Genomic DNA, 20,658 nt, shown 5'->3' on the forward strand with positions numbered 1-20,658 from the left:
CGCAGGGGCGGGGGTGCGGCGCGACGCTCCGCCGCCCCAGCCGACGACCAGCGCATGGGCGGCGGGTGTGTTGCGGTCAGGGGCGGTTGCGGCCGGAGCGGCGCATCTCCTTGTGGATGATCTTCCACTTGTTCTGCTGCTCCTTGCGCAGCCGCGCGTCCGTCCTCGACGCCATCCACACCGCCTCGCGCTGCAGTTTGCGCCAGCTCTGCAGGCGGCGTTCCGGCAGGTCGCCGCGTTCCAGGGCGGCCAGGACGGCGCAGCCGGGCTCGCCGTCGTGGCCGCAGTCGCCGAAGCGGCACTCGGCGGCCAGGTCCTCGATGTCGGAGAAGACGCGATCGACGCCCTCCCCGATGTCGTAGAGGCCGACCCGCCGGATGCCCGGCGTGTCGATGACCAGCCCGCCGCCGGGCAGCGGGATCAGCTCGCGGTGGACGGTGGTGTGCCGGCCGCGGCCGTCGGCGGCGCGTACCTGCTGGGTCTCCATGACCCCGTCACCCGCCAGCGCGTTGACGAGCGTGGACTTGCCGGCTCCTGAAGGCCCGAGGATGACGGCGGTGCGCGAGCCTTCGAGGTAACCGCGGGCCAGCTCGACGCCGTCGCCCAGCAGGGAGGACACGGCGTGCACGGCCACCCCCGGCGCGGCCGCCCGGACGTCGGCGACCAGGTCGTCGAGGCCGTCCTCGAACAGGTCGGACTTGGTGACGAGCACGACGGGCGTGCCGCCCGACTCCCACGCCAGCGCGACCAGGCGCTCGATGCGGCCGAGGTCGGCGAAGTCGGTGGAGTGCATGGACGGCTCGGCCACGAAGACGATGTCGACGTTGGCGGCGAGCACCTGGCCCTGACCGTCGCCGGACAGGCCGCCGACGGAGTCGCGGCTGACGCCGCCCCGCACGAACGCGGTCGTGCGCGGCAGCACCTCGTCGAGCTCGTAGCGGCCCTCGGGCAGCCAGGTGAGCGCCACCCAGTCGCCGACGCAGGGCAGCGCGACGGGGTCGGCGGCCGAGGCGCGGCGGACACGGGCGCCGTAGCGGACGTGGTGCTGCCCGTCGGCGGCGATCACCTCGGCGGCGCCGCGGTCGACCCGGGAGACCCGGGCAGGGACGGTGCCGTCAGGCAGATCGGCGGCGCGCAGGTCGGTCCAGCCGAAGGAAGAAAGATCGTAAGACAACGCAGTGAAACCTTTGATCGAGAAGGTGAAAGAGAGAACGGGGCTGCTCAGGCGAGCGCCCGGAGGTGGACTGAAGGCAGGCGGAAGACGGTGACCCGCATAGTCCTCACCTCCTCGATCGGTTGCCGAGCTGACTCTACGCACGTGCTCCCCGGCCATGCAATCGCATTATCTTCCGGCGTTCGTTGAACCGTGTCAGGGCGGCCGGCCGTACCACCTGCCGACGGACTGAGAAAGGGGAAGCATGCGAACCAGCACGTATCCCCCGCCCTCGGCCGAGGGAGCCGCCCCGTTGGGCAAGCCGCGCTTACGCCACTGGATCGGGCGCGTACGCCCGGACGACGAGGTGGTCGTGTCCGCGCTCTACCGGGAATACCACAGGCCGCTGCTGGCCTTCGTGATCCGGCTGACCGCGGGCGATCGGCAGTGGGCGGAAGACGTGGTGCAGGAAACGATGATCAGGGCGTGGCGCAGTGCGGAGCGGCTCGATCCCGACGCGGTCTCGCTGATGCCCTGGCTCGCCACGGTCGCCAGACGTATCGTGATCGATGACCGGCGGCGGAGGGACGCCCGCCCCCAGGAGTCGGGCGCCGCACCGCTGGAGAGCCTGCCCGTGCCCGACGAGATGGAGGGACTGCTGCATCAGGTGGTCGTGTCCGAGGCGCTGAAGGCGTTGTCGCCGGCACATCGCGAGATCCTCAACGAGACGATCCTGCGGGACCGGTCGGTCAACGACGCGGCCGCCGCCCTCGGCATCCCCGTGGGCACCGTGAAGTCCCGCGTCTACTACGCCGTCCGCGCGCTCCGCATCGCACTGGAGGAGAGGGGGGTGACGGCGTGACTTCGAGAGTCGAGCACACCGACGTCGGCGCGTACGCGCTCGGGCTGCTGGACGAGGACGACCGGCTGGCGTTCGAGGCCCACCTGCTGGGCTGCAACTCCTGCCGGTACGAGCTGCACGAGCTGTCCGGCGTGGCGAACGTGCTCAACGGCATCGGCCCCGTCGAGGACCCCTACCCCCCTTCCGGTGACCGCCAGGACGACGTGGTGGGCCTGCTGCGGCGCAAGAAGGCGGCCGACCGGCGGGCGCGCAGGGGGACGTTCCTGATCGGCATGGCGGCGGCGGTCACGCTGGTCGCCGGGGGGCTGACGATCGGCACCCAGCTCGACGCGGGCGACGCGGCGCCGCTCGCGCAGGGCCAGGGCGGTCGCATGGGCACCAACATGGGCCCGGCGGAGCAGTTCTACGCCGAGGGCCGGCCGATGCAGGGCGAGGGGGTCGACGGCGTCACCGGGGGGCTGGTGGTGGAGTCGAAGGGGTGGGGCACGCACGCGGCGCTGAAGCTCGCGGGGGTGAAGGGGCCGCTGCAGTGCGAGCTGGTCTCGGTCGCCAAGTCGGGCGAGCGCAGGGTGATGACCGGGTGGTCCGTACCTCCAGCCGGGTACGGAGTGCCGGGGTCACCGGACCCGCTCTACATGCACGGGGGCAGCGCTACGCAGCTCAAGGACATCGACCACTTCGAGGTGGTCACCTCGGGGGGCAAGCGGTTGCTCACCATCCCGGCCTGAACGGCCGCGCCACAAGCCGTACGTACCACCCATGATCGACGGGGCACTCCGGCCGGCCCCGCTCGCGACAGCGCCCCGCCGCGCACGGAGCCCGTGCGGCGGGGCGCTTCGCCGTCCGGCCGGTCTTACAGGCCGGGGGCGGGGAACTGCGAGGTCAGCTCGGTGACCTCGTGGTGCACGCGGGTGATGACGTCTTCGGCGTCGCCCTTGGCCACGGCCGTGACGACCTCGTCGATCCAGGCGCCGATCTGCCGCATCTCGTGCTCGCCCATGCCGCGCGAGGTGACGGACGGGGTGCCGATGCGGATGCCGGACGGGTCGAACGGCTTGCGCGGGTCGAACGGCACCGTGTTGTAGTTGGTCTCGAGGCCGGCGCGGTCGAGCGCCTGCGCGGCCGGCTTGCCGCCGATGCCCTTGGGCGTCAGGTCGAGCAGGATGAGGTGGTTGTCGGTGCCGCCGGAGACGAGGTCGAAGCCGCGCGAGGACAGCTCTTCCGCGAGCGCCTTGGCGTTGCGCACGATCTGGTGCGCGTAGTCGCGGAAGGCGGGCTGGGCGGCCTCGTGCAGCGCGACCGCGATGGCGGCGGTGGTGTGGTTGTGGGGGCCGCCCTGCAGGCCGGGGAAGACGGCCTTGTTGAGCGCGGTGGCGTGCTCGTCGGTCGTGGCCATGAGCATCGCGCCGCGCGGGCCGCGCAGCGTCTTGTGCGTGGTCGTGGAGATCACGTCGGCGTGGCCGACCGGCGACGGGTGGGCGCCGCCCGCGACCAGGCCCGCGATGTGGGCGATGTCGGCCGCGAGCACGGCGCCGACCTCGCGGGCGATCGAGGCGAAGCCCTCGAAGTCGATGGTGCGCGGGATGGCGGTGCCGCCGCAGAAGATCAGCTTCGGCCGGTGCTCGAGCGCGAGCTGCCGGACCTCGTCGAGGTCGATGCGGCCGGTGTCCTGGCGCACGCCGTAGCGGACCGGGTTGAACCACTTGCCGGTGGCCGAGACCGACCAGCCGTGGGTGAGGTGGCCGCCGAACGGCAGGCCCATGCCCATCACGGTGTCGCCGGGCTGCAGGAAGGCCATGTAGACGGCGAGGTTGGCGGGCGAGCCTGAGTAGGGCTGGACGTTGGCGTGGTTGACGCCGAAGAGCGACTTGGCGCGCTCGATGGCCAGGGTCTCGACCTGGTCGATGACCTGCTGGCCCTCGTAGTAGCGCTTGCCGGCGTAGCCCTCGGAGTATTTGTTGGTCAGCACCGTGCCGGTGGCCTCGAGCACGGCCTTGGACACGTAGTTCTCGGACGCGATCAGCTTGACGGTGTCGGCCTGGCGCCGCTCCTCCGCCTGGATGAGCTGGGCGATCTGCGGGTCGACGCTAGCGAGAGAACCCATGACTCTCCTGTCATCTTGACGATCTGCGAAGACCCAGGCGCACGGCCTCCGCTCCTTTCGCTCCCTGGTGGTCGTTCCCACCTGATGCGCCAGTCGCGTCTCGCCCTAGACGATAGCGGATGTGACGAGGGCTTATTCCTTCGTGATCATCACGTTGGCGTCGTGCCCGAAGGTTCTGCATGTCCAGGTCGGCCGTGGTGGCGGTCTTGGGCACGCTGCGGAAGACGGCGAAGGTGCCCTCCAGGCTGTAGGCGTTGGACTCGGTGAGCTCCCCCACGCCGAGCGCGACCGGATCCCTGACCGCGGAACGCGGGATCATGCCTGCTCGACCGCCACGTCCTTGATGAGGCCGAGCGGCCCCAGGCTGACGTCCACCCGGTCGGCGTCCTCGGGCAGGCCCTCGTAGACGGCCCACAGCTGGAGCCGGTCGCCGCCGTTGAACGGCGCCGTCGGGAGCGAGGCGCACCTGCACGCGCCGCCGTCCACGGCCGGATAGAGCGCGTCGCCGACGCCCGGCGGGATGAGGCTCACCTGCGACACCGTGCGGTCGAGCGCGCCCCTGCCGAACTTGTTGTAGAGGGGCGCGTTCTCCTTCCCCACGTTCCTGACCGTCCACTGCAGGCGGGCGGCGCGGCCCTGGCGCACCAGGGAGTCGATCCTGACCTCGAACGTGGTGCCGAGCGCCTCGACCGTGGTGACCGTCTCCCGGCCGTCAGGGCGCTCCCAGGGACGTACGACGGCGAGCGTGACGGCCGCGCCCAGGACGGCCGCGAGCACGCCCACGGCGACCGTCGCCCAGAGCCGCCTTGAGGCGGCCGGTTCGCGCGGCTGAGGCGGTCCCGCGGGCGGGACGACCACCGGCGTCCAGGTCTCCGACACGGCCTGGGTGGCCGCGGCCACCGGCACCTGCGGGCGGCCGAGCAGCGTGTCGATGAGCTGCTGGGCGGTCGGGCGGCGGGCCGGGTCCTTGGCCAGCGCCCGCTCGACCAGCGGGCGGACCCGCTCGTCGAGCCCGTCCAGCACGGGCGCGTGGTTGATCACCCGGTAGACGACCTCGGGGACGCCGCCGGTGCCGAAGGGCGGCCTGCCGGTGCCCGCGTACGCGACCAGCGAGCCCCAGGAGAACACGTCGCTCGCGGGCGTGACGTGCTCGCCCCTGGCCTGCTCGGGAGACATGTACGCGGGCGTCCCCATCGACCGCGCGACCGTCGCCACCGCGCCCGGCGCGTCGGCGAGCTGCGCGATGCCGAAGTCGATGACCCGCGGCCCGAGCGGGCTGAGCAGCACGTTGGACGGCTTGAGGTCGCGGTGCACGACCCCGGCGGCGTGGATGGCGGCCAGCGCGGTGGCCACGCCCACAGCCAGCGCCTCCAGGTTCGAGCCGGCCAGCGGGGCCCGCGCGACCACGGACGACAGGTCGGGACCCTCGACGTATTCGGTGACCAGGCAGGCGACGCCGTCGTGGAACCCGGCGTCGAGCACGGGCGCGGTGCAGAACCTCGCGACCCGCCGCGCCGCCTCGCTCTCCTTGCCGAACCTGCGCCTGAACTCCTCCTGCCCGGCGAGGTCCGCGCGCATCGTCTTGAGCGCGACAGGACGGCCCGCCGGATCATGGGCGAGGTGCACGACGCCCATGCCGCCCTCGCCGAGCTTCCTGATGAGGGTGTAGGGACCGACCCGCTGTGGCGACTCCATCGAGGGGATTATTCCGGACGGATCAAGGGGAGGGAACGGCTATTTCGCCCGGCCCACGCCCGGCCAGAGCCGGTCGACCTCCGCGTTCAGGATGGCGCCGATGAGCACGGCCAGCGCGGTGATGTAGAGCCACAGCAGCAGCGCGATGGGCGCGGCCAGCGAGCCGTAGACCGAGACGGGCGAGAACCAGGCGGCCAGCACCTCGCGCAGCACGGCCGCGCAGACGATCCACAGGAACAACGCCAGGATGGCCCCGGGCAGCTCGCGGTACCACTTCGTCCGCACCGGCACGCTGACGTGGTAGAGCACGGTCAGGAACAGCACCGAGCCGGCGATGACGACCGGCCAGTAGAGCACGTCGATGAGCACGCCGTAGTCGGCGGGCAGCGCGTCCCTGATGAGGGTCGGGCCGACGACGAGGATCGGCATGACGATGATGCCGATGATGAGGCCCACGACGTAGAGGCCGAACGACATGAGGCGGGTGCGGATGATGCCGCGCTCCTCCCCCAGCCCGTACGCCACCGAGATGAGATCGACGTAGACGTAGAGCGCCCGCGAGCCCGACCACAGCGACAGCAGGAAGCCCAGCGAGATGATCGACACCTTGCCCGCGTCGTCGCTGAGCACGTCGGTGATGAGCGGGTTGATGACCTTTTTGACCGCGTCGTCGGTGAACAGCAGGCCGGCCTGCTGGATCACCCACGCCTTCACCTCGCCCACGACGCCGGGGCCGAGCCACGTGCCGAGCTTGCCCAGCACGCCGATCAGCCCCAGCACGAACGGCGGCAGCGACAGCAGCGCGAAGAACGCGGCCTCGCCCGCCAAGCCGGTGACGCGGTAGGTGACGCCGGCGTTCGTGGCGGCGCGCACGATCGCCCACGACTTGGTGTCGAGCACCCAGCTCAGCCTGGCCCTGGCATGGGTGACGAGCCCTCGTTTGGGCCGGGGAGGGGCTTCGGTGGACGTCATGGCACCCAACGGTATTCGCAGTGACTCTGTGGGACAGCTTACGTCCCCGCCCCTGCTCTAGGCCCCATACACGATGTCCCTGATCGGGCCCCTAGTCGTTGTCGACGATGCGCGCCCCCAGCGGGAGAAGGGAGACCGGGATGAGCTTGATGTTCGCGACGCCCAGCGGGATGCCGATGATGGAGATGAACAGCGGGATCGACGTCACCACGTGACCGATGGCCAGCCAGATGCCCGCGAAGATGAGCCAGATGACGTTGCCGATGGTCGAGAACGCGCCCGCGTCAGGGTCGCGCACGACCGTCCTGCCGAACGGCCACAACGCGTACGCGGCGATCCTGAACGAGGCGATGCCGAACGGGATCGTGACGATGAGGATGCAGCAGATGATCCCGGCCGCGACATAGCCGAGCGCCAGCCAGAGGCCCGCGAACACCAGCCAGATGACGTTCAAGATTGTGCGCATGCTCACAGGATGTCATCGATCATGCGGGTCGCGTATCCGGAATGACCCTGACTCATCCCCTGGGCGCGCGGCCCTTCCCCGGAGATCCCGCGAACGCCTGGGCGATCTCCATCCAGGCCCGCGCCGACTCGCCGGCCAGTTCCAGGCCGGTGTCGGACAGGTGGGCGCGCTGGGTGACGGCCAGGCAGAAGCCGAGCAGCGTCCCGCGTACGGACGAGGGCGCGTCCTCGGGGCCCGCCGTCCAGATGCCGCCGCCTGGCATCGCCAGCTCCACGCGTACGGGCTCGTCGGGCACGGGCAGGCCGCGTACGGCGAAGCTGAACGGCCTGGCGCGGAAGCCCAGCATGGCGACGTGCCGCAGCCGGTCGGTCGGCTCCCTGACGACGCCCAGCGCGTCGGCGACGTCCTGGCCGTGCGCCCACGTCTCCATCAGCCGCGCGGTCACGAACGAGGCGGCCGACATCGGCGGCCCGAACCACGGCACCCGCTCGCGCGCCCCCAGCCCCGCGAACACCTCGAGCGACCGCCCCCTGGCCGCGTCGAACCAGGCCAGCAGCTCGGCGGGCGGCATGCCCCGCGACTCGGCGGCCAGGTCGTCCACCGAGCCGGCGCCCACCGGCAGCGCGGCGAAGGCGCCGGGATCGGTGACGGCCAGCACCGCCGCGTCGTCGAACCACGCCAGGTGGCTCACTTGGTCGCGCACCGCCCACCCCTCCGCGGGGGTGGGCCGCTCCCAGTCCGCGTCGTCAGGCGAGGGCAGCAGCGCGCGCAGCGCGTCGGTCTCGGCACGCAGGTCACCGATCAGCTCGGCCATGAGGTCCATAATGCAAGCGTGATCTGTGACAGCTGCAAGGACAAGCGCCACGGCGACTGCCGGGGCGGCTCCTGGTGCGACTGCCAGCATCGGGTCACGTCCCGCCCTGATCAGGACGCGACGGAGGACCTCGGCGAGAACGCCCCTGAGCCGTCCGTCAACTGGCAGCGGCAGGGATGAGACGGAGGGATGCGACAGGGCGCGGGACGAGGGGACACTATCCCACACTCTGGACCCCGTCTTGGACATCTCGGACAGCGAGAGTACTCTCGAACCATGCCAGCGGACCCCATGCTCGTCGGTCGACGCCACGTCGATCTTCAGCGTGTCCGCAGTGCCATCTGTTGCGACGCCCGCTAACCGACATCTGTATTTTCCGCTGAGCGCGTCGCACTTCTCCTCTCCAGTCCTGCCCTCGCCGACGAGGCAGGAGGAACGTTGCGCGCGCCCATGATCAGAAGGACGCGCAATGAGCACCCCTGCCAGCCGCACTCCTGCCAGCCGGCACCACAAACGCCCGCGCGGCGAAGGCCAGTGGGCCCTCGGTTACCGTGAGCCGCTCAACAAGAACGAAGAGAGCAAGAAGAACGACGACGGGCTCAACGTCCGGCAGCGGATCATCGACATCTACTCCAAGCGGGGCTTCGACTCGATCGACCCGGCCGACCTGCGCGGACGCATGCGCTGGTACGGCCTCTACACCCAGCGCAAGCCCGGCATCGACGGCGGCAAGACCGCCATCCTGGAGCCGGAGGAGCTGGACGACCGCTACTTCATGCTCCGCGTGCGCATCGACGGCGGCCAGCTCGACCTGGCCCAGCTGCGGACGATCGCCGACATCTCCAACGAGTACGCCCGCGGCACCGCCGACATCACCGACCGCCAGAACATCCAGCTGCACTGGGTGGAGATCGAGTCGGTGCCCGACATCTGGGAGCGGCTGGAGGCCGTCGGCCTGTCCACCACCGAGGCGTGCGGCGACACCCCGCGCGTGATCATGGGCTGTCCGCTGGCGGGCATCGACACCGACGAGGTGCTCGACGCCAGCGACCAGATCAAGGAGATCTACGACCGGGTCGTCGGCAACCCGGCCTACTCCAACCTGCCGCGCAAGTTCAAGACCGCGCTCAGCGGCTGCCCGGCCCACTGCACCGTGCACGAGATCAACGACGTGGCGTTCGTCGGCGTGGTCAACGAGCGCGGCGAGGCCGGCTATGACCTGTGGGTCGGCGGCGGCCTGTCCACCAACCCGATGCTGGGCAAGCGGCTCGGCGTGTTCGTCAGCCCCGAGAAGGCGGCCGACGTGCACGAGGGCGTCGTCGGCATCTTCCGCGACTACGGCTACCGGCGGCTACGCCACAGGGCCAGGATCAAGTTCCTGGTCAACGACTGGGGGCCGGAGAAGTTCAGGGAGATCCTGGAGACCGAATACCTCAAAGAGGCGCTGCCCGACGGGCCCGCGCCCGAGCAGCCGCGCGACAGCCGGCGCGACCACGTCGGCGTCTTCCCGCAGAAGGACGGCAACTTCTACGTCGGCTTCGCGCCCAAGGTGGGCCGGGTCGACGGCGACAAGCTGCGGGTCATCGCCGACATCGCCGAGCGCCACGGCTCCGACCGGGTGCGCACCACCGTCGAGCAGAAGATGGTCATCCTCGACGTCGCGCCCGAGCGGGTCGAGTCCGTCGTGGCCGAGCTGGAGGCCAACGACCTGCAGGTCAACCCGTCCACGTTCCGCCGCCAGACGATGGCCTGCACCGGCATCGAATACTGCAAGCTCGCCATCGTCGAGACCAAGGCCACCGCGATGGACCTGATCGACGAGCTGGAGCGGCGCCTGCCCGACTTCGACCAGCCGCTGACCATCAACGTCAACGGCTGCCCCAACTCCTGCGCCCGCATCCAGGTCGCCGACATCGGCCTGAAGGGCCAGCTCGTCGTGGACGAGAACGGCGACCAGGTCGAGGGCTTCCAGATCCACCTGGGGGGCTCGCTCGGCGTCAACGCGGGCTTCGGCAGGAAGGTACGCGGGCTCAAGACCACCGCCAAGGCACTGCCCGACTACGTGACACGCGTCGTGTCCAACTACGACAGCCAGAAGAAGGAAGGCGAGTCGTTCGCCGACTGGGTCCAGCGAGCAGACGAGGCCGACCTGAAATGACCGAACGAGCGGTTCCCTTCCACTGCCCCTACTGCGGTGACGAGGACCTCGAGCCCTATGAGCCCACTGAATCCCACGCGGAATCCCACGCGGAATCCCACGCGGGCGAGCGCGGGGCGTCCGGGGCGGGAACGGGCGGCGGCTGGTACTGCCGCGCCTGCGCTCGTGCCTTCAAGCTCAAATTCCTGGGGATCGGAGTGAAGATATGACGCTCGTCGACATCGAGGTGGGGCTGAGAGATCAGCGCGGCGTGCTCGACCTGCAGGACATCGTCGAGTCCGCCGCCAAGTTCCTCGAAGGCGCACCCGCGCGGGAGATCATCCGGTGGGCGGCGGCGACGTTCGGCGACCGGCTGTGCCTGACCTCTTCGATGAGCGACGCGCTGCTCATCGACCTGGTGAGCAGGGTCAAGCCCGGCGTCGACGTCCTGTTCATCGACACCGGCTACCACTTCGCCGAGACCATCGGCACCCGCGACGCGGTGCGCCAGGTCTACGACGTCAACGTGATCGACATCAAGCCGTCGCGCACGGTCGAGGAGCAGGACCGCGACCTCGGGCCGCGGCTGTTCGGCCGCAACCCCGACCTGTGCTGCTACCTGCGCAAGGTCGAGCCGCTCAACCGGGCGCTCGAGCCGTATCTGGCGTGGATCTCCGGCATCCGCCGCGACGAGTCGCCCAGCAGGACCGGCACCAAGGTCGTGGAGTGGGACGCCAAGCGGCAGATGGTGAAGGTCAACCCGATCGCCGCCTGGACGCAGGAGGACGTCGACAATTACATCGCCGACAACGGGGTGCTGATCAACCCGTTGCACTACGACAACTACCCCTCGATCGGCTGCGCGCCGTGCACGCGGCAGGTCGCGGAGGGAGAGGATCCGCGCAGCGGACGCTGGGCGGGCCTGGGGAAGGTCGAATGCGGCATTCACCTGTGATCCCCAGCGGGGGACCCGTCCCGTTGGCAGGCGGGGCGGCCCCCGGCCGCGTGCCACTGGTGGCGGTGGCCCACGGGTCTCGTGACCCGCGCGCCGCCGCCACCGTGGCCGCGTTGCTCGACCAGGTGCCGCTGGACGTGCGGGTGGCGTACCTCGATCACTGCGCGCCCTCGCTCGGGCAGGCGCTCAGCGGGCTGCGGGCGGCCGTGGTGCTGCCGCTGCTGCTCACCGAGGCGTACCACAGCCGGGTGGACCTGCCCGCGGCGCTCAACGAGGCCCGGGCGCGCGATCCGCTGCTGCGGGTCAGCTACGGGAGCACGCTCGGCCCGCATCCGCTGCTGCTGTCCGCGCTGGAGCGGCGGCTCGGCGAGGCGGGCGTGCCTGCGGGCGACCCCGGGACGGCGGTGGTGCTGGTGTCGGCCGGCTCCAGCGACGCCAGGGCCAACGGCGTGGTGGCGGAGACGGCGCGGGTGTGGCGGCGGTCCGGCTGGTGGACCGTGACACCCGCATACGCCTCCGCGGCGCGCCCCACTCCGGCGCAGGCGGTGACCGCCCTCAGACGGGCCGGCGCCCCGCGCGTGGTCGTGGCCCCGTACCTGCTGGCCCCCGGCTTCTTCGCCGACAAGGTCCGCCACGAAACCCTGAGGGCCGGCGCCGACGCGGTGGCCGACGTCCTGGGCCCAGCCCCGGAACTGGTCGACATCCTCCTCGAACGCTACAAAACCGCCCTAACCCAACCAACCGCCCTGGCCGTCTGACGACAGGTTCAGCAGCCGAGGCCACCCCCTCCCTCGGGCGGGAGTCAGTTACCGAGGCAACCCCCTCCAAAGGACGCCAACCCCCTACGACGGGGAGGTAGCCGGGACGGGGGCCACCCCTCCCTCAAAGGACACCAGCCACCTACCACCGGAACCTGACACAGGTGGGGGCAGTGGCCGAGGCCACCCCTCCCAAAGGACGTCAGCCCCCACGGACGGCTGGGGGCAGCGGCCAAGGTCGCCCCCTCCTCCAAAGGACGTCGGCCAGCTGCCGCCGGAAAGGGACAGGGCAGGGGTCAGTAGCCGGGGTGGCGGTTGTCGTTGCGGAGTTGGCGGCGGAGTTCGCGGCCCTCGGCGCGGACCTGGCGGCTCAGCTCGCGCCAGTCCTCGCCGTGGAGCTGGCGCCAGTGCTCGCGCCAGGCCGAGAAGCCACGCTTGAGCGGCTTGGCCTGCGAGTCGCCGACCACCTTGACGTCGCCCATCACGGCGTACGCCTGCACGCGCACCACGGGGGCGTTCGCCCCGGACAACGCCTGGTCGACCTTGACCTTCTTGTCGCCCATGATGGCCATGCCGTCGAGGTCCACGCTCACGCCGTCGGGGACGATGATCTTCACGTCGCCCATCACCGCGACGGCCATGATCTCGACCTTGTCGGTGCGCACCTCGGCCTCGCGCAGGTCGAGCACGACGTCGCCCATCACCGCGACAGCGCCGAGCTCCTGGTCGATGCGCCAGGTGCCATGCCGCTTGGAGTCGCCCATGACGGCCACGAACCAGCGCCGCTTCCTGCCTTGGGGCTGCACGGGAGCGGGCGCGGGCGCGGCGGTGCCCGACGGCAGATCCTGGGTGAGCAGGGCCAGCTCGGCGTGCGTGGTGGCCGTATAGGCCGCTTCGGTACGGTCGGTCAGCTCGGCGAGGGTGAGACGCCCCTCGACCGAGGCGACGCGCAGCTGCTCGACGACGGCCTCGCGCTCGGCATCGGACGCACGGAGCTCACCGGGATCAGTCATACTCGCAACATATCGCGTCTTGCCCCCGATGCTCCTCCTCCCTGCGGAGGAATACCTTGATACCCCAAAACATGCACATTTCGGATGAGAAGTGAACCGGTCCATGGGTGGGGCACGTATCACGCGATGACACGGACCCCGGTCTGGTCCGGGGCGCGGCCGGACCAGGCTAGGGTCCCTGTCATGCATGAGGAACAGCTCTACCGCGCGGCGTTGAACGGCGAGACCGAGACCGTCGGCAAGCTGCTCGCCAGTGGCGCCGATCCCAACAGGCCCAGCGAGGGCGAGGACGCGGGCCTGCCGCTGTGCGCGGCCGCCGCCTGGGACCGCACCGAGGTGGCCGGCGCGCTGCTGGCGGCCGGCGCCGAGGTCGGCGCCAGGGAGGCGGGCGGCTGGACGGCGCTGCTCTGGGCCGCCGCCAACGGCCACGCCAACGTCGCCAGGATGCTGATCGAGGCAGGCGCCGAGGTCGACGTCACCAACGACGACGGCGACACCCCACTCACCCTGGCCGCCAGGCGCGGCGCGCTGGGCGTCGTGCAGGTGCTGCTGGAGGCGGGCGCCGACCACCGGAAGTACGACGGCGACGGCGACACGCCGCTGGAGATCGCCCTCGACTGGGTCGGCGTGCACCTGGAGAGCGCGCTGCTCGACCAGGTGGAGCAGGAGGGCTGGGAATACGTCGTCGCCCGCCAGTACGCCAAGGACGGCACCGAGCTGGTCACCGTGGCGGGCCGCTCGGCCGACGGCGCCGAGAGCGAGCAGGTGCAGGCCCAGCGCGGCCACGCGGCCATCGCGACCCTGCTGGAGGACGCGGCGGGCGTCGAGACGCCGGTGGATCAGCTGGTGGCGCGGGCGCTGGCGCACCGCGACGTCGACGAGGACGCCGAGACCTGGTGGATCGTGGCCGACACGCTGGGCAAGCGGGCCGACGACGACACCTACGAGGCGCTGGCCAGGCTGTGCGTGAGCGAGGACGCCAGGGAGCGCGAGTTCGGCGTGGACGCCATCGCGCAGTTCGGGTTCTCCGACGGCGACAAGCCGTACCTCGAAAGGACGCTGCCGCTGCTGGAGAAGATGGTCACGACCGAGGGCAACCCGCAGGTGCTGCGCTCGGTGCTGGCCGCGCTCGGCCACCAGGGCGACCCGCGGGCGCTGCCGTACGTGCTGGACGTCATCGGGCGTCCCGATCACAAGCGCACGATCACCGACCCCATCGCGCTGGCCGACGTGCTGCCGCCCGACCACGAGGAAGGGCTGGCGCTGCTCATCTCGATGAGCGAGGACGACGACTCCGAGATCCGCGACTGGGCGACCGCCGGGCTCGCGGGGCTGTCGGCCGACACGCCGCAGATCAGGGAGGCGCTGGCGGCCCGGCTGACCGACGCCGACCTGCGTACGGTGGCCGAGGCCACGCGTGGGCTGGCGGTGCGCGGCGACGAGCGGGCCGCCCAGGGCGCTCAGCGGGTGCTGGCGGAGAGCGACGACGAGTACGCCAGGGATCTCGTCTCCAAGCCCGCCTGAGCCCGCACAGGCCCTCACAGCCCCGCCCGGGCCCCTGGGCCGGGCGGGAACCGCACCTGGGGTGTCGCCCCGGGTGGTCGGCCGCTGTCCATGCAGGAGATGCGGCCGGATCTGTCAGCCGCCGTTGAGCACGCGGGTCACCCAGTCCAGGGTGCCCGTGCTCAGCGCCTCCTCCGCCAGGCGCTTGCCCGTCGTCGTGGTGATGGCCGCGAGCGAGCTGTCGATCCACCCCTGCACGTTCTGGTGTCCCTGCTCGCGGTACTCCACGGCCTGGATGAGGCACTCCAGCTTGTCGGCGTCGCGCGCGCAGACGGCTTCGAGGCTGGCCTTCTCCTCGTACTCGCCCACGGCGTCGCGCAGCATGCCGGCCACCTCGGCGGGCACGTGGCGCACCTGGTCGGCGGTGACCTCCTCGTTGGGGGCCGGCTTGAGGTAGAGCTTGCCGACGTACGGGATGTCGGTGATGCGGGTTTCCTGCGTGTCGTGGAAGAGGCTCATGAAGGCGGCCCGCTCGGGGTTCGCCCCTTCGAGCCTGGCGATCACGGCGGCGAGCACGGCCGCGCGGAACGAGTGCTCGGCGATGCTCTCGGGATCGCGTACGCCCGCGACCAGCCAGCCGGTCCGCTTGTAGCGTTTGAGCAGCCCGAACTCGTACATCAGGTCGGCCAGACCGGTCGTGTCGTCACCCGTCATGGGAGACCCCCTCTCGTCTCGTGCTGCCGTCCGGGGGACGCCGTGACCAGCGGTCACGGCGTCCCCCGGCGACCTGGTCGAGGATTGGCAAGCCTACGTCGCCGCTCCCCGGTTCCTGCGTCGGCCCCGGCGATCAGCCCGGTGATCGGCCCGTTGGTCGGTCCGATGGCCGGTCCGGTGGCCGGTGCGCCGTCAGTCCCAGTCGGAGGCGCGCCAGTCGTTGCCGTAGTCGCTCTTCAGGCCGTTGCGCCAGCTGTCCCACGGCGCCCACTCGCCGCCGCGGTCGTCGTAGCGCGGCTTGAACTTGATGGGCCGCTCCTTGACCGGCTTGTACGGCTTATATGGCTTGTGCGGCTTCTGGTGCTTGTGCGGTGGCCGGTTCGGCGGCTGGTTGGGCGGCTGCTCGGGCTGCTCGGGCTGCTCGGGCTCTTCCGGCTCTTCCGGCTCCTCGACCTCCGGCTCCTCCTGCTCGGGCAGCTCGCGAATGGGCTCGTGGCGCCTGTCGTCGTGGTGGCGGTGGCCACGGAAGTGGTGCTCGTCGTGGAAGTCGTGGTGGTGGTGATGGTGGTGCCCGCCCCACCAGCGGCGGCCCCACCAGTACGGGCCGCAGCGGCGGTGACCGCATCCCAGCACCGGCTTCTCGCCGGAGGTGTAGGCGACGGCGGCGGGGACGGCGGGCGCGCCTGCGCTCGCGCCGGCGATCCCCTGGCCGACGGGAAGGAGCACCACGCCGGCCGCGGTGGCGGCGAGCGCAAGGCCAGCGATACGCCGGCGCACCGCTGGCCTATGTGGCTTATCGAAATGAACGTGCATCTATTACCGCCCTGGGTAGAACGACCCGAAATCCGAGCCCCCATTTCTCGGAGTACTCGGACAAGGGCAGACGTACCCGCGCACAGAATCCCGTTTACCCGTACTGATCCAAACAACCCGTCAAATCCTTAAGGTTCCGGCGAAGGGGTCGTTGTACCAGAATTTTGGGAGACCGCTGCGCACTTCCCGGGCGCCCGTACGGTAAAAGACGCACGCTCCGCGCCTTTTCCTCTACCGGATAAGTGAGAAGTGCGGAATTAGTCCGATTTCGCGGGTTAAGGGCCGGAAAGAGCGGGGGCGGTGGTGAGCACGTCCCTGGCCAAGGACAGGTCGCCCTCCAGGTCGGCGGGGAAGTCGGCGGGGTCGCCCCGGCCGCCCAGCAGGAAGCAGAAGGCCACGACGTCCGCCGTGATGTGCGCGTCAGGCTCCCCCGGCCCGGCGTCCTCGACGCCCAGTGCGACCCGCCACTCGCCGCCGCCGGGACCCGTCAGCGTCAGCAGCAGCGTGCGGCCGGAGCCGTCCAGCCCCGACAGCAGCATCGTCCACGGCAGCAGGCGCGCGCACAGGTCGGCCGTCGGATGGATGTGCTCGGGGAGGGGGTCGGGCAGGCGCACCCGCGCCGTCCGCGCTGCGTCGGCCGTGTGGATCCACGTCTCCAGGCCCCTGGCCAGGATGTGGTCCCTGACCGCGATCTCCATGCCGTCGAGCGTGGCGGGGGTGGCGGGCGGCAGCTCGGCCAGGTGCCGGCAGAGCGCGTCGGCCTGCGCCCGCCAGTCCCGCCGCGTCTGCTCGGGGCTGCGGGCCCGCTCGTACGCCTGGACGTCGTGCGTACGCCCCAGCGAGTCGGCCGCCTCGATCGGCGGGCCCAGCACGGGAGCGCCCACGGAGGCCGCCACCAGGCCGTCCTTGGCCGCCAGGTGGGCCACGAGCTCCTGCAGCGTCCAGCCCTCGACGATGACGCGCGACCAGTCGTCGTCCACGGCGGAGGCCAGCAGGGCGTCCATGGCGGCCACGCGGGCCGCGTACGGCTGCGCCCAGCCGGCGGTGGGGGCCGCGGGGCGGCGCCGCGCGCGGGCCCCGGCCAGGAGCTGGGGCCGCAACGAGTGGGCCGGCACCGCCGGGTCCTCCATCATCGCGTCCAGATAGAGACGCTCGACGGGGTCCATCACACCTCTTCCTGCGCGTACGCGGCGGCCAGGCCCGTGTGCGGCGGCCCTGGTTCCGGCACGCTTGCTCCATGTCCGCCCGATCTGTGCCGCGACCGGACGTTCATCAGGTCTTCTCCGCTCGCGCCCGACCCGTGCGGGGACCCGGCGCTCATCAGACTTCCTCCTCGGCCAGCGCGTCCGCCAGGCGGCGTAACGCCTGGCGGATGCGGGACTTGGCGGTGCCCTCGGGGACGCCGAGCTCCTCGCCGACCTGCCGGTAGGTGCGCCCGCCGAAGTACGCCAGCTCGACGGCCTGGCGTAACGCCTCGGGCAGGGACGTCACCGCCCTGCGCACCCGGTCGGCCTCGGCGGCGGCCAGCACGGTGTCCTCCAGGCGGGCCGGCTCCCGTTCGAACAGCCGTGGCCCGAGCACCGACACCCGCCTGCGCTCCTCTGCGCGCACGTGGTCCACCGCCCTGCGGTGGGCGATGGTGGCCAGCCAGGCGCGCAGCGTGCCCCGGTCGGGGTCGTAGGCCAGCGGCCGCTCCCAGAAGACCAGGAACACCTCCTGCGTGATGTCCTCGGCGATCACCCGGTCCCTGGTGACCCGCAGGGAGAGACCGAAGATCAGCGAGGAGAGCCGATCGTAGACCTCCCCCAGCGCGGACTCATCGCCGCCGACCACCCGCTGGTGCAGCAGGCGGTCGTCGTACGGTGCCTCCACTGGCACCACACTCCCGTGTAATCCGGACCAAGGCGGCACAGGCGCCGCGACCCGAGCATGACATTATTCGCGGCAAATGTAGAGCGGGATGACCCGCACCGCGAGACTCTTTCGCCCCGCGATAGTGTCGTCTTCAGAAAGCGACGAAGCACACACGGAGGGAACACGGAGGGACCACCCATGGCCACCACCCGCACCGCGACGACCCAGTGGAAAGGCGCCCTGCTCGACGGCTCGGGCACCGTCTCTCTCGACACCTCGGGCGTCGGCACGTTCGAGGTCTCCTGGCCGTCCAGGGCCGAGTCCGCCAACGGCAAGACCTCCCCCGAGGAGCTCATCGCCGCCGCCCACTCCTCCTGCTTCTCCATGGCGCTCTCCCACGGCCTGGCCGGCGCCGGCACCCCGCCCGAGTCGCTGACCACCAGCGCCGACGTGACGTTCCAGCCGGGCGAGGGCATCACCGGCATCGTGCTGACCGTCCAGGGCCGCGTGCCCGGCATCAGCGCCGAGCAGTTCCAGCAGGCGGCCGAGGCCGCCAAGGCCGGCTGCCCGGTCAGCAAGGCGCTCGCGGGCACGACGATCACGCTCAAGGCCGAGCTGCTCTGACGAGCGAACGCCCTTACCGAACGGCGATCGGAGCATTGCGCGACCAAGACCGCTTTCGCGTGCGACAATCGGGTCACATGCGCGAGGTCTGGCCGGGCGAGCCCTATCCACTCGGCGGCACCTGGGACGGCGTTGGCACCAGCTTTGCGGTGTTCTCCGAGGTCGCCGAGCGGGTCGAGCTGTGCCTTTTCCACGATGACGGCTCCGAGGAGCGCGTCGATCTGCCCGAGGTCGACGGCTTCGTCTGGCATGGCTATCTTCCGGGCATCCAGCCGGGGCAACGCTACGGCTATCGCGTGCACGGGCCCTACGACCCGCCGCGGGGCCACCGGTGCAACCCGGCCAAGCTGCTGCTCGACCCCTACGCCAAGGCCATCGACGGCGAGCTGACCTGGAACCAGGCGCTGTTCCCCTACTACTTCACCGACCCGAGCCGGCGCAACACCGAGGACAGCGCCCCCTACATGCCGAAGAACGTGGTGATCAACCCGTTCTTCGAGTGGGGCAACGACCGGCCGCCGCGCATCCCGTACCACGAGACCGTGATCTACGAGGCCCACGTGCGCGGGCTCACGATGCGCCACCCCGACGTGCCGCCCGACCTGCGGGGCACGTACGCGGGGGTCGGGCATCCGGCGATCATCGAGCATCTGCTGTCGCTCGGGGTGACGGCGGTCGAGCTGATGCCGGTGCACCACTACGTCCCCGAGCACTTCCTGGTCGCCCGCGGGCTGACCAACTACTGGGGCTACAACACCATGGCCTACCTCGCCCCGCACGGCGGCTACTCCAGCGCGGGCACGCGGGGGCAGCAGGTGCTGGAGTTCAAGGCCATGGTGCGGGCGCTGCACGAGGCGGGCATCGAGGTCATCCTCGACGTGGTCTACAACCACACCGCCGAGGGCGACCACATGGGGCCGACGCTCGGGTTCAGGGGCATCGACAACGCCGCCTACTACCGCCTGCACGACGGCGACCGGCGCTATTACCTCGACTACACCGGCTGCGGCAACTCGCTCAACGTGCGCTCGCCGCACGCCCTGCAGCTCATCATGGACTCCCTGCGCTACTGGGTGCTCGAGATGCACGTCGACGGGTTCCGCTTCGACCTGGCCTCGGCGCTGGCCAGGGAGCTGCACGACGTCGACCGGCTGAGCGCGTTCTTCGACCTCATCCAGCAGGATCCGGTGATCTCTCAGGTCAAGCTGATCGCGGAGCCGTGGGATGTGGGGCCGGGCGGGTATCAGGTCGGAAATTTCCCGCCTTTGTGGACGGAATGGAACGGGAAATACCGCGATATCGTACGAGATTTCTGGAGGGGCACCCATTCAGCCCTTCCTGAGTTCGCGTCCCGGCTGACCGGCTCCGCCGACCTCTACGAGTCGTCCGGCCGCCGTCCCGTCGCCTCCATCAACTTCGTCACCTGCCACGACGGCTTCACCCTCGCCGACCTCGTCTCCTACGACCACAAGCACAACGAGGCCAACGGCGAGGACAACCGCGACGGCACCAACGACAACCGCTCCTGGAACTGCGGCGCCGAGGGCCCGGTCGAGGACCCCCACATCGTGACCCTGCGCCGCCGCCAGCGCCGCAACTTCCTCGCCACCCTGTTCCTGTCCCAGGGCGTGCCGATGCTGTCCCACGGCGACGAGATCGGGCGCACCCAGCGGGGCAACAACAACGCCTACTGCCAGGACAACGAGCTGGCCTGGATCGACTGGTCCACCGTCCACACCGAGTCCGACCTGCTGGAGTTCGTGCGCGCACTGTCGAAGCTGCGCCGCGAGCACCCCGTCTTCCAGCGGCGCCGCTTCTTCCACGGCCGCCACCCCGACGACGGCCGGCGCGACCTCGTGTGGCTGACGCCGGGCGGGCGCGAGATGACGGCCGGCGACTGGCACATCAGCTACGCCAAGTCGCTCATGGTCTATCTGAACGGCGACGCCATCACCGAGCCCGGCCCCAGGGGCGAGCGCATCGTGGACGACTCGTTCCTGCTGCTCATCAACGCCCACCACGAGAACATGTCGTTCACGCTGCCCGGCGAGGAGTTCGGCAGCGGCTGGCTGCCGGTGCTCGACACCAACCACGACACGATCGAGGACGCGTACGCCGACGAGCGCTGGTCGGCCGGCGATCTCGTCGCGGTCACCGCCCGCTCGCTGCAGGTGCTGCGCCTGCCCCGCCAGGACGTCAGAACGCCCTGAGCCGCGTCACC

General features: G+C 70.8%; 22 protein-coding genes and 1 riboswitch. Of the genes, 10 read left to right on the forward strand and 12 right to left on the reverse strand.

Translation table 11 applies throughout. The features are described from left to right. Positions 1-76 precede the first annotated feature (76 nt). Positions 77-1,174, reverse strand: coding sequence for a ribosome small subunit-dependent GTPase A (gene rsgA, locus ACFFR3_RS25550; RefSeq protein ID WP_345387222.1), 1,098 nt, complete (start codon positions 1,172-1,174; stop codon positions 77-79). Positions 1,175-1,418: 244 nt separating this feature from the next. Here rsgA and ACFFR3_RS25555 point away from each other — a divergent pair, with 244 nt between their 5' ends. After that, positions 1,419-2,015, forward strand: a complete 597-nt coding sequence (locus ACFFR3_RS25555; RefSeq protein ID WP_446686056.1) for a sigma-70 family RNA polymerase sigma factor — start codon at positions 1,419-1,421, stop codon at positions 2,013-2,015. Next, positions 2,012-2,743: an anti-sigma factor family protein gene (locus tag ACFFR3_RS25560; protein ID WP_364363895.1), complete on the forward strand. Its 732-nt coding sequence runs from the start codon at positions 2,012-2,014 to the stop codon at positions 2,741-2,743. Before ACFFR3_RS25555 ends, ACFFR3_RS25560 begins: the two co-directional genes overlap by 4 nt. Before the next feature lie 125 nt (positions 2,744-2,868). Here the strand turns inward: ACFFR3_RS25560 and glyA are convergent, their stop codons facing one another. The 5 genes from glyA to ACFFR3_RS25585 all read right to left on the reverse strand — a co-directional run bounded on the left by glyA (position 2,869) and on the right by ACFFR3_RS25585 (position 8,066). Further along, the gene (gene glyA / locus ACFFR3_RS25565; protein WP_364363893.1) at positions 2,869-4,119 is read right to left on the reverse strand and encodes a serine hydroxymethyltransferase; all 1,251 of its coding nucleotides are present in this window, start codon (positions 4,117-4,119) and stop codon (positions 2,869-2,871) included. A gap of 24 nt (positions 4,120-4,143) precedes the next feature. Continuing rightward, positions 4,144-4,226: riboswitch (ZMP/ZTP riboswitch) on the reverse strand. A 208-nt stretch (positions 4,227-4,434) separates the two neighbouring features. Then, entirely contained in the window at positions 4,435-5,814 is a 1,380-nt protein-coding gene (locus ACFFR3_RS25570; RefSeq protein WP_345387228.1) for a serine/threonine-protein kinase, read from the reverse strand. Positions 5,815-5,853: 39 nt separating this feature from the next. Further along, a complete protein-coding gene (locus ACFFR3_RS25575; RefSeq protein WP_345387230.1) occupies positions 5,854-6,786 on the reverse strand; it encodes a YihY/virulence factor BrkB family protein in 933 nt (310 codons plus the stop codon). A gap of 91 nt (positions 6,787-6,877) precedes the next feature. After that, a complete protein-coding gene (locus ACFFR3_RS25580) occupies positions 6,878-7,252 on the reverse strand; it encodes a YccF domain-containing protein (RefSeq protein ID WP_364363888.1) in 375 nt (124 codons plus the stop codon). A gap of 52 nt (positions 7,253-7,304) precedes the next feature. Further along, entirely contained in the window at positions 7,305-8,066 is a 762-nt protein-coding gene (locus ACFFR3_RS25585; protein WP_345387234.1) for a TIGR03084 family metal-binding protein, read from the reverse strand. Positions 8,067-8,084: 18 nt separating this feature from the next. Here ACFFR3_RS25585 and ACFFR3_RS25590 point away from each other — a divergent pair, with 18 nt between their 5' ends. From ACFFR3_RS25590 to ACFFR3_RS25610, 5 genes are all read left to right on the forward strand, one after another. Then, positions 8,085-8,246: a hypothetical protein gene (locus ACFFR3_RS25590; protein WP_345387236.1), complete on the forward strand. Its 162-nt coding sequence runs from the start codon at positions 8,085-8,087 to the stop codon at positions 8,244-8,246. A 96-nt stretch (positions 8,247-8,342) separates the two neighbouring features. Beyond that, positions 8,343-8,426 carry a putative leader peptide gene (locus ACFFR3_RS25595; RefSeq protein ID WP_311132608.1) on the forward strand — a complete coding sequence of 28 codons (84 nt, stop codon included), beginning with the start codon at positions 8,343-8,345 and terminating at the stop codon, positions 8,424-8,426. Positions 8,427-8,535: 109 nt separating this feature from the next. Continuing rightward, entirely contained in the window at positions 8,536-10,224 is a 1,689-nt protein-coding gene (locus ACFFR3_RS25600) for a nitrite/sulfite reductase (RefSeq protein ID WP_364363879.1), read from the forward strand. A gap of 205 nt (positions 10,225-10,429) precedes the next feature. After that, complete coding sequence (locus ACFFR3_RS25605; RefSeq protein WP_345387240.1) at positions 10,430-11,158, forward strand: phosphoadenylyl-sulfate reductase; 729 nt, start codon at positions 10,430-10,432, stop codon at positions 11,156-11,158. Positions 11,159-11,181: 23 nt separating this feature from the next. Beyond that, positions 11,182-11,916, forward strand: a complete 735-nt coding sequence (locus tag ACFFR3_RS25610; protein WP_379483969.1) for a sirohydrochlorin chelatase — start codon at positions 11,182-11,184, stop codon at positions 11,914-11,916. Positions 11,917-12,212: 296 nt separating this feature from the next. On the opposite strand, the gene ACFFR3_RS25615 is transcribed toward ACFFR3_RS25610, so the two are convergent. Then, positions 12,213-12,929, reverse strand: a complete 717-nt coding sequence (locus ACFFR3_RS25615; protein WP_345387242.1) for a DUF1707 domain-containing protein — start codon at positions 12,927-12,929, stop codon at positions 12,213-12,215. A 183-nt stretch (positions 12,930-13,112) separates the two neighbouring features. On the opposite strand from ACFFR3_RS25615, the gene ACFFR3_RS25620 reads away from it, so the two are divergent. Continuing rightward, on the forward strand, positions 13,113-14,453 hold the full coding sequence (locus ACFFR3_RS25620) for an ankyrin repeat domain-containing protein (protein ID WP_345387244.1): 1,341 nt from the start codon (positions 13,113-13,115) through the stop codon (positions 14,451-14,453). A 114-nt stretch (positions 14,454-14,567) separates the two neighbouring features. Here ACFFR3_RS25620 and ACFFR3_RS25625 read toward each other — a convergent pair whose 3' ends face one another. From ACFFR3_RS25625 to ACFFR3_RS25645, 5 genes are all read right to left on the reverse strand, one after another. Further along, positions 14,568-15,146 carry an HD domain-containing protein gene (locus tag ACFFR3_RS25625; RefSeq protein ID WP_355427713.1) on the reverse strand — a complete coding sequence of 193 codons (579 nt, stop codon included), beginning with the start codon at positions 15,144-15,146 and terminating at the stop codon, positions 14,568-14,570. 192 nt (positions 15,147-15,338) lie between these two features. Beyond that, positions 15,339-15,875, reverse strand: coding sequence for a hypothetical protein (locus tag ACFFR3_RS25630; protein ID WP_379483970.1), 537 nt, complete (start codon positions 15,873-15,875; stop codon positions 15,339-15,341). Positions 15,876-16,234: 359 nt separating this feature from the next. Next, a complete protein-coding gene (locus tag ACFFR3_RS25635) occupies positions 16,235-17,125 on the reverse strand; it encodes a maleylpyruvate isomerase family mycothiol-dependent enzyme (protein ID WP_379483971.1) in 891 nt (296 codons plus the stop codon). Next, a complete protein-coding gene (locus ACFFR3_RS25640; protein WP_345387248.1) occupies positions 17,125-17,280 on the reverse strand; it encodes a hypothetical protein in 156 nt (51 codons plus the stop codon). The genes ACFFR3_RS25635 and ACFFR3_RS25640 overlap by 1 nt, the downstream gene beginning before the upstream one ends. Then, on the reverse strand, positions 17,280-17,837 hold the full coding sequence (locus ACFFR3_RS25645) for a sigma-70 family RNA polymerase sigma factor (RefSeq protein WP_345387250.1): 558 nt from the start codon (positions 17,835-17,837) through the stop codon (positions 17,280-17,282). Before ACFFR3_RS25645 ends, ACFFR3_RS25640 begins: the two co-directional genes overlap by 1 nt. 174 nt (positions 17,838-18,011) lie before the next feature. Between ACFFR3_RS25645 and ACFFR3_RS25650 the strand changes: the two genes are divergently transcribed. Further along, on the forward strand, positions 18,012-18,437 hold the full coding sequence (locus ACFFR3_RS25650) for an OsmC family protein (RefSeq protein ID WP_345387252.1): 426 nt from the start codon (positions 18,012-18,014) through the stop codon (positions 18,435-18,437). A gap of 77 nt (positions 18,438-18,514) precedes the next feature. Continuing rightward, complete coding sequence (gene glgX / locus ACFFR3_RS25655) at positions 18,515-20,647, forward strand: glycogen debranching protein GlgX (protein ID WP_364363860.1); 2,133 nt, start codon at positions 18,515-18,517, stop codon at positions 20,645-20,647. Positions 20,648-20,658: the final 11 nt, after the last annotated feature.

Origin of the sequence: Nonomuraea salmonea, assembly GCF_042428605.1 — a bacterium.
Lineage (GTDB): Bacteria > Actinomycetota > Actinomycetes > Streptosporangiales > Streptosporangiaceae > Nonomuraea > Nonomuraea salmonea.